Source organism: Burkholderia sp. GbtcB21 (genome assembly GCF_019091065.1).
GTDB classification, from domain to species: Bacteria; Pseudomonadota; Gammaproteobacteria; order Burkholderiales; family Burkholderiaceae; genus Burkholderia; species Burkholderia pyrrocinia_C.
This window is the reverse complement of the sequence record NZ_JAGXKA010000001.1, coordinates 421,578-435,930: the sequence shown is the minus strand read 5'-3', so window position 1 is coordinate 435,930 and position 14,353 is coordinate 421,578. Positions and strand designations below refer to the sequence as shown.

Sequence of the window (14,353 nt, the reverse complement as noted above, 5' to 3'; positions counted from 1 at the left end):
GCTGGACTCGCATGCGATGCGTCGTGCCGGAAAGTGCCGTCAGGAAAGCCGCTACGGCGCGGTTGAGGAATTGTTAACGAAGCCGACGAAGGTGGCACGGTAGATGCTTGCTGGAATGTTCGCGCTGAATAGCTGACGGGGACTTCCATGCAAAATCATTTCATCAAGGCGAACGTTGCGCTCGCCGCCATTGCCGCGGCGTGTGCGCTGGCCGCGTGCGGCGGCAGCGACGTTACGGTGCCGAAACTGGCCGGTAACAACATCGGAACGAGTACGAGCGGCACGAGCGGGAGCAGCGGCACGAGCGGGAGCAGTGGCACGAGCGGAACCAGCGGGACTAGCGGGACTAGCGGAACCAGCGGGACCAGCGGGACCAGCGGAACCAGCGGAACTAGCGGAACTAGCGGGACTAGCGGAACCAGCGGAACCAGCGGAACCAGCGGAACCAGCGGGACTAGCGGGACCAGTGGCACAAGCGGAACCAGCAGCGGCACCAGCGGAATCGGAGGCACCAGCGGAACCAGCGGCACGCCCAGCACCAACGGCATCGTCAGCTCGGTCGGCTCCGTTGTCACGGACGTGGGCGTCACGATAGGCGGCGCGAGCCTGCCCGGCGGCGTCAGCAAGGGCGTGACCGCCGGGCCGGCCGACACGGTCACCGGCGTCGGCACGATCGTCCGCGATACGTCGAACGCCGTGAGCAACGGCATCGGTCAGATCGGCTTCACGCCGAACCCGGTCGGCACGACGGTCGCCGGCCTCGGCACCATCGTCGGCTCGACCAGCAATCCGGTTAGCGGTCTCGGCGAGACGGTGAAGGCGCTCGGCTCCGGTCCGCTGTCGCCGCTGGCGCCGATCACGACGCCGGTCGGCGGCTTGCTCGACACGGTGGCCGGCGGTCTGAAGTCGGGCGGCACCATGCTCGGCTCGGCCCTGTCGTCGGGCCCGGTCCAGCAGGCGACGCAGGCGCTCAGCACGGCGATCACCCCGCTCGTGACGACGGCCGGCCAACTCACGCAACAGGTCGGCACGGCAACCGGCCTCGGCCAGCCGGTCGCCGGCCTGCTCGGGCAGGTCGGCAGCGCAATCACGTCCGCCGGATGGAAGGTGACGTCTACGTCGCCGCAGCCGGTCGTTAGCGGTGTCGGTGACCTCGTCCGTGCCGTCGGCAATACGGTGACCAATGCGGGCGGGCTCGTGAATCCGAGCGGCGCGAATGGCGCGGTGCCGATCGCCGGCCTGGTGACGAGTGTGGTCGGCGGCATGCCGGCGCCCGTGCACGACGGTTCCGCGACCGGCACGGGTGGCACCACGCCGTTGGGCGGCGGCGGCAATCCGCTCGCGTCGGTGACGTCGCTGGTGGGCGGCCTGCTCGGCGGCGCGGTCGGCAAATAGCCGATCGGCGCCGAACGTCACAGAGGCAACCGGCCAAATGGCCTTGGAGACGGCTTCAGCATCGCCCGACGCGGGAAACCTGACGGCAGCGGTCCCGGGAAGGTCCGTTGGGTCGTTGAACGCACGCACGCTTGGTTTGCATCATTTCCGGCATCCTCGCATTCGTTCCGAGCGACGTGCCGACATCCACGAAGCGCTTCTTAAACCCGGCTGCCGCATGATCTGCTGGAACACCTCACGGCGATCGTTATGAAACCGCCTCTTGGCCTCACCTTAATGCGGCCGTGCCGCCGCATGCTGCTGCAGCGCCTCCAGGTGCTCGATGATCTGATTGGCGATTTCCTTCGCCAATGAATCGACCGCGATCGTCCCCTCGACTTTCTTGACGACGAACTTTGCCGCAACGATGTACGGATTCCAGCTCGCCACCGTGCCCTGCGCCTTGATCGCATCCTTCACGCCGATGATCGCAAACGGCACGTTGGAGTCCCCAGCCGCGTCGGCGATCGTCACTGAGACTTCCGTGTTCGGGTTGCCGTCGTCCGAGCCGCCTTGCAGCAGCGACTGAATGCGGCCGCTCGGGACGCGTGAATAGAAAACGCCGCCGATCAGCCAGCCCGATGCGTGCATCGGCAATGGCTCGCCGGGTGCGAGATAACGCGCGGTGACGCCCGCGTTGCTTAGCTGCTGGACGATGGCCTTCGCCAACGCACCTGCATTCTGGCTAGCCGACCTCCCGTGCGTGATCGCGCGCGAACGGGACAGCAAGCGCCCCGAGCCGTTGCTTTCTTGAACGACCTGGAAAGCCCGCACGTACATGACCGGTGTGGCAGGCGCGACGTCCGAGCCGCTCGCGGCCGGCTGCTGCGCGTGCGCGAAACTCGTCGCAAACCAAATGATGAACGCGGCAAAAACTGCCTGATTGAGCTTTCTCATTGTTTTCGCCCATTTTTCAAGATTGGAACGAGGGCCAGCTTATGAGCGTGAATACGGGGCGTCAACCTTGCAATTACCCACAACCTGCGAAAGCAGGTCAATAAGTGTTTTGAGTAAACGACTTTGAAGATTGAGCATTAGGTATATCTGCGCTTGGAACCGAGGGATGGATTCTTTTCCCTCTTATTTCAAACGCAGAGCTGCAACGATTCGCAGCGCTCGCCCGTCTTGATGACGACAAGTTGAGCCCTATCCAGACGCCATCGGCTGAGTTGTCGACCATTGCTACCCGTCTCTTGGTCGGCCGACCGTCACCGGCCGCCCAAGGTTCCAGCCGGGATCTTCCGGCCGGCCATTAAAACGCGGCCAGCTACTTGCGGCCGTCATCGAACTTCGACGGCGGCCGCGCCAGCCCGCGCGCCGGCAGCGGCGTCGACATCACGATCGACGTGCGCGTTTCGCCGTACAGGTTGATGCGTTCGATCAACTGTTCGAGGTGGGTCATGCTGGTGGCGACGAACCGCATGACATACGAGTCGGCGCCCGTCACGTGATGGCATTCGACGACTTCGGGAATCGTCTCCAGCAACTTGAGGAATTTCGCTTTCGCCGGCTGCGGCACCGTGATGCCGATCAGCGCACTCACCGGATAGCCGGCTGCGGCCGGGTTGATCCGGGCCGTGTAGCCCTCGATGACGCCGGCCGTTTCAAGGCGCTTCACGCGTTCCGTCACCGCCGGCACCGACAGGTGAACCTGGCGGGCCAGCTCCGTATAGCTGATGCGGCCGTTGGCCTGCAACAGCGCGAGTATCTTCCAGTCCAGATCGTCCATCGCGGCGGTTTTTTTAAGGCAGAACGGCTATTTTTCCTTAAAAACAGCATTCAGCGGCGACCGGACTTTCCCTACGATGCCTGTTCAACCCGTTGCATGTCGCAAGGAGCAGGCGATGCTGTTCATCAAGTCCGTCGTAATGGGGCTGTCGATCGCGGTGCCGGTCGGCCCGATCGGCATGCTGTGCATTCAGCGCAGCCTGAGCCGCGGCTTTCAGGCGGGGTTCGCGACGGGTGTCGGCGCCGCGTGCGCCGACGCGATCTATGGCCTGCTCGGCGCGCTGGGCATCGCGGGCATCGTCACCGCATTCCCGATGCTGACCGTCGGCCTGAAGATCGGCGGCGGCGCGTTCCTCGTGTGGCTGGCGTGGACCATCGCGCGCCAGGCGCCGGCCGCGTCGACGCAGCAACGCGACCTGCCGCGCACGACTGTCCTGCGCGATTTCCTGACGACGTTCGGCCTCACGCTGTCGAACCCGATGACGATCCTGTCGTTCGTCGGGATTTTCGCGGCGCTCGGCCCGTTGTCGGGCGCGCGGGAAGGTGCGATGTGGCCGGCCGTGTCGCTGATGGTCGCCGGCGTGTTCATCGGTTCCGCAACGTGGTGGCTGTGCCTGAGCGGCGCGACCGCCGCGCTGCGCACGAAGATGTCGTTCGCGTTCATGCACGGGCTGTCGCGCGTGTCGGCCGTCGTCGTCGCGGCATTCGGCGCGATCCAGTTGGTCGCGGGCGTGCGCGGCGTCATCTAGGTGAGCGATCCGTCGCTGCCGTCGTTCCGACAATGACGACCGCGCGCGGCAGCGCCGGCCGGCACGCGCCGTTACATGCGGGTGCCGGCGTGCGTGCGGCCGCTCGGGTCGCCGCCGCGGTCGGGCGGCGTATTGTTCTGATCGATCTTCGCGAGCACGAAGCCGGCGGCCGGCAGCGCGCCGGGCGCACGATGGGGCGCCTGCGCGACTGCTTCGTGCGGCGATGCGGCGGGAAAACCGGCTGACGTAACGCCCGGTTGAGCGAACGCCGAAAGGGAAACGGCCGCCAGGGCGGCGGCGACGATCGCGTGCGTGTTCATGGTGGCTCCTTCACGACTGACTTCAGGACAACGTAATCAGTCTAGGGCGCGAAACTTAACGCGACGTGAAGGAGCGGCGGCGCGCAGATGACAGGATGTTCATGCGCGCCGCGACGTTCATGCCGATGTCGATACCAGCGCGCAGAAGTTCTCGAGATCGACGTTGCCGCCGCTGATCACCACGCCGACACGCTTGCCTTGCAGCTGGTCCTTCATTCGTCGCACGGCGGCGAACGACAGGCAGCCGGTCGGCTCGACGACAATCTTCATACGCGTCGCGAAGAAGCGCATGCAGTCGACGAGTTCGGCGTCCGTCGCGGTCAGGATGTCGTCGACGTCGCGGCGGATGATCGGGAACGTCAGGTTGCCGAGGTGCTGCGTCTGCGCGCCGTCGGCGATCGTGCGCGGTGTGTCGATATGCACGATCGCGCCCGACCGGAACGATTGCTGGCCGTCGTTACCGGCTTCCGGCTCGACGCCGTACAACGTCGCGTGCGGCGACAGCGCACGCGTGGCCAGCGCGGTGCCCGACAGCAGCCCGCCGCCGCCGAGCGGCGTGAATACCGCGTCGAGCGGCCCGACTTCGTCGAACAGTTCCTTCGCCGCCGTGCCCTGGCCGGCGATCACGTCCGGATGGTCGTAGGGCGGGACCAGCGTGAGCCCGTGCTTCTCCGCAAGGTCGCGCCCGATCTGCTCGCGATCCTCGGTATAGCGGTCGTAGGTCACGACGTTGCCGCCATAGCCGCGCGTCGCGGCCATCTTCGCGGCCGGCGCATCCTGCGGCATCACGATCGTCGCCGGGATGCCGAGGATGCGCGCCGACAGCGCGATCGCCTGCGCATGGTTGCCGGACGAGAATGCGACGACGCCATTGCGGCGCTGCTCGGCGTCGAAGCGCGACAGCGCGTTGAACGCGCCGCGGAACTTGAATGCGCCCATGCGCTGCAGGTTCTCGCACTTGAAGAACACCTGCGCGCCGAGCGCCTCGTCGATCGTCCGCGACGTCATCACCGGCGTGCGGTGCGCATGGCCTTCGAGCCGGGCCGCGGCGGCGGCAACGTCGTCGTACGTGGGGAGAGTCGGAGAGTTCATGGTCGTTCGAGGGTCGGAAAATTTAGTCAACATGAAAGCAGTGCGCTTGCCTCATTTCGCATCGTTGTACACGGTCGCGCGCGATACGCCGAGGTGCTGCGACACGATCTCCATCGCGCGGCGCACCTCGAGAAAGCCGTCGGCCTTCAGCGTGTGCATCAGCTCGCGACGCTGGTCGGTCTTCAGTTCGCGCGGCGTCGTCGCGAGGCGCGTCGCGAACGCGTCGATGCGTTGCCGGATCGCGTCCGCGCCGGCCGGGTCGAGCGTTTCGGCGACGGTTTCGCCGTCCGTGCTGCAGAACTGGTTCAGCATGCCCTGGAAGCCGCGGAACAGCGTGACGTCGGCGTTCAGGCACAGCGCGGCCACGTAGCGCCCGGTCGAATCCTTGATGCCGATCGACGTGCTTTTCGCGGTGCGGCCGTCGGCGAAGCGGTTCGGGTAGTTCGCGAGCACCTGCGGGAAATCGTCGTCCTCGATGCGGGCGAGGCCGAGCTCGGTCGCGGGGTCGCCGACCGCGCGTCCGGACAGGTTGTTGTGGATCGCGAGGATCGCGTGCTTCGGCGTGCGCAGGTCGTGGACCACGACCTCGGTGAACGGCGCGAACATCTCGCCGAGCCCTTCGGCGATGCGCTGCACCTGTTCGATCAGCGATGCCTGCTCCGACTGCGCTTTGTTCCGGGTGGTGGTCATGGTGGGCTCGCGTTCAGGTTTCGGATCGATGCGACGGTTTCGGGAAACGGTCAACCGGCGTGTTCCTGGTCGGTTGTCGTTTCCGGCCGCGTGATGTCGGCCAGCAACGGGCGCGCGATCCGCACGTAGTCGGCCGCATCGAGCACGACCGAGCGATCGAGGCGGCCCGCGTTGAACGCGATCTCGTCGTTGCGTTCGACCAGCGCGGGATCGACGACGAGCGTCACGTTGCCGTCGAACACGAACGGCGGCACGGCGCCCATCACGCAGCGGGTAACGGCGGCCGCGACATCGGGTGACGCGAGCGTCGCCTTGCGGCGGCCGACGGCGTCCGCGACCTTGCGGAAATCTATCTTCAGGTGGCCGGGGATCACGGCGAGCGCGGTCGTGTTGCCGCCGTCCTTGAACGTGCACAGCATCGCCTTCGCGCCCTGTTCGGGGCGCGTGCCGCGGATCGCGGCGATGATGTCGGATTTACCTTCCGCCGGGTGTTCCAGCACGCGGAAACGGGCGCCGGACGTGGTCAGCAGGTCGCAAAGCGTGTCGAAAACGGGGTAGTCGTTCATGTCGCTCATGTCGTTCCGGGCGGGATGGTCGATGGATTGTCCAATTATAGACGTTTTGTCACGGGCGGGCGTCTATCGTTGAGCTGGTCCTTTGACGCACGCAGGATGACCTTTGGCGTAACTGCGGTCACGGAGGATGACGAATCTTGACGGCAGATCAATTCGACTGCCGGGGTTGCATACGGAGTCGTGGAAGCTAGACTGGAAGTTCCCCATGCAAACCATGGAGGGAGGCATGACGACCATGACGACCATCTATGTCGTGAAGACCGGTGAGCAGTTCCTCTGCACCGGTGAGGATGGCGACATCGGCATGGCACCGGTGATTGAAGACGCCATGTCCTTTCTGTCGTATGAGGAAGCGAAAAAAGCGGCGAACGAGAACGCCGACCCCGGATACGAAATCGTGACCGTCGACATCACCGTCCGCTGACGCGGAGTTCGTTGCCGGGCGCTCGGTGACGGCGGGTGCCAGCAATTTTGCTTGCTCCATGCGATATGGTGACCGGTTGGCTGCGTCCAAAATCATCTGCGAACAGGCTACATTGCGCATCGAGATTCGCACGATGCGGCCAACCGAATACCGCCGCAGTGCGGGCGCCGCGGCCTCGCGAGCACGGTGCGGCGTCGTTCCGGTTCGGCCAAAACCCGTCCTTCGCACGTGATTCGGGTGGGACATGTGAATGTCGGCTCGGCTACGAGACTTTCGTCTATCGGTCAGTCTTCTCGCGCAAGACGTAGCAGGATGTCGGCGAGGGCACGAATTTTCGGTTGTGTCGCCCGTTGGGGCGGGTAGACGAGGAAATAGGAAAGGCCGTTTCGAACCACGTCCCGAAACGGCGTCACCAGAGATCCCTCCCGAAGTCGGTCTCTTGCCATCCGCGGATCGCCTATTGCAATTCCGTGTCCTTCCATCGACGCTGCGAGCGTCAATTCGAGGGTATCGAATACGAGTCCACGTCCTGCATCGATCCGGGGTGAGCCAACATGATCGAGCCAGCATCGCCACTCTGCATGACCGGGGCCGGGATGGAGCAAATTGGCGTGCGCAAGGTCGGCTACGGATTGCAGCGATGTTGCCAATATGGGCGCGCACATCGGCGTGAGCGTCTCCTCGAATAACGGAATCGCTTCCATACCGGCCCACTGCCCCGTGCCTCGCACGACGATGGCATCGACGTCGGTCGCAGTGAAATCCGGGGTATCGTGCGCCGATGTCGAGATGCGGAGCTCCGTATCGCCCAGCGCGCGATTGATGTCAGGCAGCCGTGGGAGCAACCAGCGAATTGCAAACGTGGACGGTAACCTCAACGTGAGTACCGAGGTCGTCCCTGCATGGATGTCGGCATGCCGAACCAATTGCGTGAGAACGTTCACCGTGACAGTCAGCAGCGCGCTTCCTTCTGCCGTCAACGTCAGCCCCGACGCGTGACGCACAAAGAGTGCGCACCGATAATGCGCTTCCAGCTGCTGGATCTGGCGGCTCACTGCGCCTTGCGTTCGGCATAGATGGTCCGCGGCCTTGCTGACGCTGCCGAGCTGCGCCGCTGCCACGAATGACTGAAACGCTGTCAACGGCGGCAGGGGGCGCGTAAGGTCAGCCAGCGGATATGCATGCGCTGCATACCCGGATTGCGAATTTTTCGATTGTTCAGTCATCAGTGCGTCGCTATCGTGCGTCTACCGCATGCCCCATTCTTGCGAATGGACGGGTTATCAACGAACGATCGGAGGAAAATTTTGAACTCAACGCCGGAATCACCATACCCGCAACGGGTTCGCGCCTACCTCCGGGAACTGGAGCGAGGTGATGTTGGCGCCATCTGTGCGTTGTTCGCGCCGGAGGCCCTGATTTTCTCGCCGTTTCTCGGCTGGATGCACGCTGAGCCGTTCTTTTCGAAGGTCGCTGCCGCATCGGGAGAGAGCAAGATTACACCAATCGATATCTGCGTCAGCGCGACCGGAGCTCGACGCGCGACGGGTTATTTCATCTACGACTGGGGCCTGAAAGACGGTTCCTCGGTGCGCTTCGAGTGCGTCGACGTGTTCGAATTCGACGTCGCGGGGCTCATCGAACGGATGATCATCGTCTACGACACGCATCCGATTCGCAGTACGGTCGGGGACAAGTACGCGTAGCCGAGGCGATGGGGGCCCGTAACGGGTGGCACCCTGCGACGAATGTCGCTCGATATCGAGGGCTGGCGTCTGCGGGGAGCTTGTCCGCGTGACGTCGAACATTCGCAGGTGGCGGATGTCCGGCTGGGGGCAAGCGTTTTGGGATGAGGCGGGATGCCTGGGTGATCTTGGAGCCTGCCGTCAACATTGGAGGATTGGAACGGGCGGCAATCCACGGACGCGCAAACGTACACTCAAACTACCGTTCGCGACATCTGAATCACGCCGAGTCTTAGCTGCCTCGATCGAAATCGATCCCACGCAACCTCAGCGCCTTACATACCCGGTCCAGCACAACATCGTTATCGCCGGCGCTGACGAAATAGCGCCCGGCGCCAAGCGCCTCCATGCCGGAAGGGAATGCAAATACCGGAGAAGTCTGGTTTCTCACCGTCCCTTCGAAGTAGTAGCTATACCGATTGTCTCGATCATTCGGTGAATAGACGCATTGATAGGTGTTTAACCATCCCAGAAAAGACCGATTGATGCGATACAGGGCAGGATAGAGGCGGCGAAGTGCGCTCGATCTGAAATGCACTTCCCCGACCGTCCAGAGGGTTCCGCGTACGGTTCGAGGAAGGCGGATCGTGACGATTGGCGATTTTTCCGCGTTGACGGAGCCGTCCTCTGTGTATTGCAGTGCTCCGGAACTGGAAAAATGCAGAACTGTTTGATGTGGCGTTACCACTTCGCGAGGTCGATCGTCCAATTCCCGAAACCATGTCAGCACAATTTCACTGTCTACTGGATCGGCAATGAATCGATAGGATGTCGGCATACAAGCCTCGTATCGTAATGGTCGCCGATACTATCAGGCCCCGTGTGCCTGGTCTCGACTGAATGCCCGGATGCGTGTTGGTCTGCTTCAGGCCGGCGGCCGGCGCGAACACCGCGATGTCGAACCCGGCCGGCGCGCCGCTCGAGGAGATCAACAACCACTATGCGAACGTGCCGCTGCAGCGCGTCGGCCTGCCCGACGAGATCGCACGCGCGACGCTGCTCCTCGCGAGCGACGAAGCGTCGTATTGCAACGGTGCCGAACTGGCCGTCGACGGCGGGATGGCGGCGGGCGCGTATTACCCCGGATTGCCGGGGGCGCCGTTTTGAGCAGTGGCGTACATCACGCGTTGGAGCACGATGTTTGTGTACGCAACCTAATTCAGGGTTTGCCTGAGTAGCGAAAACGAGAATTCGCCGGGCGCGCATGTGCAATTTTCATCCGCGCAACCGGCGGGCCGAACTTGCCGCTTTCGCCAAACGCTTGTCCGACGGACGTTCCCCGCGTTTCGTCCCCGGCAGCGATCGCGTCGACGCAGTCGAAATGACTTTCCTGCAACACATGTGCCTGCACGTCGTGACAGTTGTTTCTTGTTGCAACGCAACGCCCGCTCGATAACGGCGATGGTATGCTGGCCGGCATGGAAGTTGTAAGGCAGGTTGCTGGCATGGCGAAACTCGCGTTCGCATCTTCTAACGAGACATCACATCCTCTCGCCCGCATCGCGGCATCGACACGCGCACAGCTCGCGTGCCCCGCGTTGCGCGTTGCTGCGTCCTGCATTCCGATCGCATTTCCCATCTGGCGGGTTCACCCCGCATCCCCCATTCCCGTCCAATAATCTGGAGACATCCCCATGTCGCAAAACAATCTGGCCGAAGCAACGCACGGCCCGCTGATCGCTCCGCCGGCTTTCGTCAAGCATCGCAAGCTGATCGACTGGGTGTCGCGCATTGCGGCGCTCACGGAGCCCGATCGCGTCGTGTGGTGTGACGGTTCGCAGGAGGAATACGACGCGCTGTGCCAGGCGATGGTCGACCAGGGCACGCTTACGCGCCTGAACCCGGCGAAGCGCCCGAACTCGTATCTCGCGCAATCCGATCCGTCCGACGTTGCACGTGTCGAAGACCGCACGTTCATCTGCGCGGAATCGCGCGACGACGTCGGCCCGACCAACAACTGGGTCGCGCCCGCCGAAATGCGCGAGACGCTCGACGAGCTGTTCCGCGGCTCGATGCGCGGCCGCACGCTGTACGTGGTGCCGTTTTCGATGGGCCCGCTCGGCTCGCCGATCGCGCACGTCGGCGTCGAACTGTCCGACAGCCCGTACGTTGTGGTGAACATGCGGATCATGACGCGCATGGGCCGCGACGTGTACGACGTGCTGGGCGAGGACGGCGAGTTCGTGCCGTGCGTGCACAGCGTCGGCCATCCGCTCGAAGCGGGCGAGCAAGACGTGCGGTGGCCGTGCAACCCGGCCAAGTACATCGTGCATTTCCCCGAGACGCGCGAGATCTGGAGCTTCGGTTCGGGCTACGGCGGCAACGCGCTGCTCGGCAAGAAGTGCTTCGCACTGCGCATCGCGTCGACGATGGGCCGCGACCAGGGCTGGCTCGCCGAGCACATGCTGATCCTCGGCGTGACGTCGCCGGCCGGCAAGAAGTATCACGTCGCGGCCGCGTTCCCGTCCGCGTGCGGCAAGACCAACTTCGCGATGCTGATCCCGCCGCAGGGCTTCGACGGCTGGAAGGTCACGACGATCGGCGACGACATCGCGTGGCTGAAACCGGGCCGTGACGGCCGCCTGTATGCGATCAACCCGGAAGCCGGCTTCTTCGGCGTCGCGCCGGGCACCGGCGTGAAGACCAACCCGAACGCGATCTCGACGCTGAAGGAAAACGTGATCTTCACGAACGTCGCGCTGACGGAAGACGGCGACGTGTGGTGGGAAGGGCTGACCGACACGCCGCCCGCGAAGCTGACCGACTGGCAGGGCAACCCGTGGACGCCCGAAATCGGCAAGGAAACGGGCCGCAAGGCCGCGCATCCGAATTCGCGCTTTACGGCGCCGGCCGCGCAGTGCCCGTCGATCGACGCGGACTGGGAGAACCCGGCCGGCGTGCCGATCGACGCGTTCATCTTCGGCGGCCGCCGCTCGACGACGGTACCGCTCGTGACCGAGGCGCGCGACTGGGTCGAAGGCGTGTATATGGCCGCGACGATGGGCTCGGAGACGACCGCCGCGGCAGTCGGCCAGCAGGGCATCGTGCGCCGCGACCCGTTCGCGATGCTGCCGTTCTGCGGCTATAACGTCAGCGATTATTTCGCGCACTGGCTGAAGCTCGGCAAGCAGCTCGAAGGCGCGGGCGCCACGTTGCCGAAGATCTACTGCGTGAACTGGTTCCGCAAGGACGCGAACGGCAAGTTCGTCTGGCCTGGCTTCGGCGAGAACATGCGCGTGCTGAAGTGGATGCTCGATCGTCTCGAAGGCACCGGCGGCGGCGGCGAACATGCGTTCGGCGTGTCGCCCGCTTATGAAGACCTGCACTGGGACGGGCTCGATTTCACGCGCGAGCAGTTCGCCGCGGTGACGTCGATGAACGCCGACGAATGGCGCGAGGAGCTGAAACTGCACGCGGCGCTGTTCGACATGCTGAAGCTGCGCTTGCCGGCTGAAATGACCGATACGATGAAGAAAATCGAACAGCGCCTCGGCGGCTGACGATCCGCATCGGCCCATCGATGCATCGACCTTGACGTCCCGCCGCCGGCTTCCATCGCCGGCGGCGGGACGTTTTTGCATCGATGCCGTTTCTCCATCCGCATCTCGCGAAATGCGACGCGGCGGGCCTGTCCACGACGGACATGCGCCGCGCACGCGGCGCGCGACGCATTACGCAGCGCCGCGTAGCGTCGCCTGAAATGAACGACGCCCCGGGCAATCGATCGCATTGCCCGGGGCGTCGTCGTTTCAAGCGGTGAAACGGTGAACCGGCTAGGCGACCAACCCGCCGTCAGCCGAGATCGAGCGCGTTCGTGAGATCGCCCGGCGGCGTCTCGCCGCGCGCGGCGAACGCGTTGTTGCGCGCGGCCACGCCGTCGAGCGGTGCGAGCCCGTGCACGCGGCTGATGAAGCGCAGAATCGAGTTCGTGTCGTACAGTGTGTGATCGACGAAGCCCTTCTTCGCGAACGGCGAGATCACGAGTGCCGGAATCCGCGAGCCCGGCCCCCAGCGGTCGCCGACCGGCGGCGCGACGTGATCCCACCAGCCGCCGTTCTCGTCGTGCGTCATCACGATCACGGTGTTGTCCCATTGCGGACCGCGCCGGATATGATCGATCACGGTCGCGATGTGGCGGTCGCCCGATTCGATGTCCGCGTAACCCGCGTGCATGTTCAGGTTGCCCTGCGGCTTGTAGAACGTGACAGCCGGCAGGCGCCCCGCATCGATGTCGGCGATGAAGCGGTTCGTCGACGCATCGTCGCCGAGCCCTGCATCACGCAGGTGCCGCTGGCGCGCAGCGGTACCCGGCGCGTAGTTGCGGAAGTAGTTGAACGGCTGGTGGTGGTACTGGAAATCGGGCACGGTGCCCGTGTCGCGATGCTCGAGCGCGTATTGCCACGCACCGCTGTACCACGCCCAGTCGATGTTCTTCTCCGACAGGCGATCGCCGATCGTCGCGTAGCCCTGCGGCGGCAGCACGCGATGGTCGCCCGGATCGGCATACGCGGCATTGCCCGGGTCGGGCGGCGGCACATAGCTCGGCTGGTACGGCGGCGCCATCGTGTTTACGCCGTAGCCGTCGGGCGTCAGCGGGCCGTCTCCCGCGAACTTCGGCGGGCCGTCGAGCGCGGATGCCGGCGAATCGGCGGCGAGCGCGAGACGTGTGCCGGCCGGATCGTCGCCTTCGACCTTCGACAGCAGCTTCGCCGCCTGCGGATGCTTGTGCGCGTCCGGATACAGCGGCGGCTGCGCGGAAATCAGGAACATGTGGTTCAGCCACGAACCGCCGAAGGCCGCCATGAAGAAGTTGTCGCACAGCGTGTACTGGCGCGCGAGATTCCACAGCCGCAGCGTGTCGGCCGAATTGCGGTAATGGCCCATCACGAGGCCGCCCGAATCGGCCCAGGCGGCGAACTGGTTGTTGCGGCCGGCCGCGATCTGCATCTGGTTCTGGTAGAAGCGGTGCCACAGGTCGCGCGTGATCACGCCGTTCGGCAGCGGCTTGCCCTGCGCGTCGGCGATCCGGAACGGCGCGTTCGGCAGCTTGTCGATATCGCGCTCGGCGATCGCGTAGCGCTTGCCGTCCACTTCCTGCGCCTGCGGCACGAGCCCGCCCCAGATCTTCGGCAGCACGGGCAGCGGCGTCTTGCCGTCGCGGTCGAGCTGCTGCGCGTGCTCGGGCCGCACCTCGCTCAACGGATGGCGCACGCCCGGGAAATCGCCGTACAGGTTCGCGAAGCTGCGGTTTTCCGCATAGATCACGACGATGTGGCGCACGCGCTGGCGCAATGCTTCGTCGATGCGCAGGTCGGCGGCGGAGCGCGGCGCGCTGCCCGGCGTGGTTTCACAGCCGCCGAGCGCGACACCGGCACCGAGCGCGGCGAGGCCGCCGAGTACGCGGCGGCGGTCGGGATCGGCGGGAAGGTCGTCGGGGCGATCGGGGGTGTCGGTCACGTCGTGGGCTCCTCGAATGAGCAGGTTGGCGGTGTGGATCGATACGCGGCCGCGTCGCTCGGGCTGCCGCGATGCGAAACGGACAGCAACGGCCGGCGTCGCGCAAAAGCAGGTGCGATGCAACTGTCACACAAATGTC

At 64.7% G+C, this 14,353-nt stretch carries 15 protein-coding genes and 2 pseudogenes; 7 read left to right on the top strand and 10 right to left on the bottom strand.

Annotated features, from left to right (window positions below):
- The first annotated feature begins 147 nt into the window (after window positions 1-147).
- A complete protein-coding gene (locus tag KVT39_RS01855) occupies window positions 148-1,395 on the top strand; it encodes a collagen-like triple helix repeat-containing protein (protein ID WP_217587400.1) in 1,248 nt (415 codons plus the stop codon).
- A 60-nt stretch (window positions 1,396-1,455) separates the two neighbouring features.
- Window positions 1,456-1,648, top strand: a pseudogene (locus KVT39_RS01850) (IS5/IS1182 family transposase); the annotation flags it as partial.
- A 20-nt stretch (window positions 1,649-1,668) separates the two neighbouring features.
- On the opposite strand, the gene KVT39_RS01845 reads toward KVT39_RS01850, so the two are convergent.
- Window positions 1,669-2,331, bottom strand: a complete 663-nt coding sequence (locus KVT39_RS01845; protein WP_034180171.1) for a DUF4410 domain-containing protein — start codon at window positions 2,329-2,331, stop codon at window positions 1,669-1,671.
- A 370-nt stretch (window positions 2,332-2,701) separates the two neighbouring features.
- Window positions 2,702-3,163 carry an Lrp/AsnC family transcriptional regulator gene (locus KVT39_RS01840; protein ID WP_034180170.1) on the bottom strand — a complete coding sequence of 154 codons (462 nt, stop codon included), beginning with the start codon at window positions 3,161-3,163 and terminating at the stop codon, window positions 2,702-2,704.
- 115 nt (window positions 3,164-3,278) lie between these two features.
- Between KVT39_RS01840 and KVT39_RS01835 the strand changes: the two genes are divergently transcribed.
- A complete protein-coding gene (locus KVT39_RS01835) occupies window positions 3,279-3,911 on the top strand; it encodes a LysE family translocator (RefSeq protein WP_034180169.1) in 633 nt (210 codons plus the stop codon).
- Between the two features lie 71 nt (window positions 3,912-3,982).
- Here the strand turns inward: KVT39_RS01835 and KVT39_RS01830 are convergent, their stop codons facing one another.
- From KVT39_RS01830 to KVT39_RS01815, 4 genes are all read right to left on the bottom strand, one after another.
- On the bottom strand, window positions 3,983-4,231 hold the full coding sequence (locus tag KVT39_RS01830) for a hypothetical protein (RefSeq protein WP_034180168.1): 249 nt from the start codon (window positions 4,229-4,231) through the stop codon (window positions 3,983-3,985).
- A 117-nt stretch (window positions 4,232-4,348) separates the two neighbouring features.
- The gene (locus tag KVT39_RS01825) at window positions 4,349-5,323 is read right to left on the bottom strand and encodes a threo-3-hydroxy-L-aspartate ammonia-lyase (RefSeq protein ID WP_105391926.1); all 975 of its coding nucleotides are present in this window, start codon (window positions 5,321-5,323) and stop codon (window positions 4,349-4,351) included.
- 51 nt (window positions 5,324-5,374) lie between these two features.
- Window positions 5,375-6,013, bottom strand: coding sequence for a transcriptional regulator (locus KVT39_RS01820; protein WP_034180166.1), 639 nt, complete (start codon window positions 6,011-6,013; stop codon window positions 5,375-5,377).
- 50 nt (window positions 6,014-6,063) lie between these two features.
- A complete protein-coding gene (locus KVT39_RS01815; protein ID WP_105391961.1) occupies window positions 6,064-6,579 on the bottom strand; it encodes a YbaK/prolyl-tRNA synthetase associated domain-containing protein in 516 nt (171 codons plus the stop codon).
- Window positions 6,580-6,823: 244 nt separating this feature from the next.
- On the opposite strand from KVT39_RS01815, the gene KVT39_RS01810 reads away from it, so the two are divergent.
- Complete coding sequence (locus KVT39_RS01810; protein ID WP_034180926.1) at window positions 6,824-7,012, top strand: hypothetical protein; 189 nt, start codon at window positions 6,824-6,826, stop codon at window positions 7,010-7,012.
- A gap of 284 nt (window positions 7,013-7,296) precedes the next feature.
- Here KVT39_RS01810 and KVT39_RS01805 read toward each other — a convergent pair whose 3' ends face one another.
- Window positions 7,297-8,238 carry a LysR substrate-binding domain-containing protein gene (locus KVT39_RS01805; RefSeq protein WP_217587398.1) on the bottom strand — a complete coding sequence of 314 codons (942 nt, stop codon included), beginning with the start codon at window positions 8,236-8,238 and terminating at the stop codon, window positions 7,297-7,299.
- Between the two features lie 81 nt (window positions 8,239-8,319).
- On the opposite strand from KVT39_RS01805, the gene KVT39_RS01800 reads away from it, so the two are divergent.
- Window positions 8,320-8,718, top strand: a complete 399-nt coding sequence (locus KVT39_RS01800) for a nuclear transport factor 2 family protein (protein ID WP_034180925.1) — start codon at window positions 8,320-8,322, stop codon at window positions 8,716-8,718.
- A gap of 271 nt (window positions 8,719-8,989) precedes the next feature.
- Here the strand turns inward: KVT39_RS01800 and KVT39_RS01795 are convergent, their stop codons facing one another.
- On the bottom strand, window positions 8,990-9,535 hold the full coding sequence (locus KVT39_RS01795; RefSeq protein ID WP_146120865.1) for a hypothetical protein: 546 nt from the start codon (window positions 9,533-9,535) through the stop codon (window positions 8,990-8,992).
- A gap of 107 nt (window positions 9,536-9,642) precedes the next feature.
- Here KVT39_RS01795 and KVT39_RS01790 point away from each other — a divergent pair.
- Window positions 9,643-9,864: pseudogene (locus KVT39_RS01790) on the top strand (SDR family oxidoreductase); the annotation flags it as partial.
- A gap of 52 nt (window positions 9,865-9,916) precedes the next feature.
- Here the strand turns inward: KVT39_RS01790 and KVT39_RS01785 are convergent.
- Window positions 9,917-10,336: a hypothetical protein gene (locus KVT39_RS01785; RefSeq protein WP_165948150.1), complete on the bottom strand. Its 420-nt coding sequence runs from the start codon at window positions 10,334-10,336 to the stop codon at window positions 9,917-9,919.
- A 55-nt stretch (window positions 10,337-10,391) separates the two neighbouring features.
- Here KVT39_RS01785 and KVT39_RS01780 point away from each other — a divergent pair, with 55 nt between their 5' ends.
- Complete coding sequence (locus KVT39_RS01780; protein ID WP_131948943.1) at window positions 10,392-12,257, top strand: phosphoenolpyruvate carboxykinase (GTP); 1,866 nt, start codon at window positions 10,392-10,394, stop codon at window positions 12,255-12,257.
- Window positions 12,258-12,549: 292 nt separating this feature from the next.
- On the opposite strand, the gene KVT39_RS01775 is transcribed toward KVT39_RS01780, so the two are convergent.
- Window positions 12,550-14,214 carry an acid phosphatase gene (locus KVT39_RS01775; protein WP_034180162.1) on the bottom strand — a complete coding sequence of 555 codons (1,665 nt, stop codon included), beginning with the start codon at window positions 14,212-14,214 and terminating at the stop codon, window positions 12,550-12,552.
- Window positions 14,215-14,353: the final 139 nt, after the last annotated feature.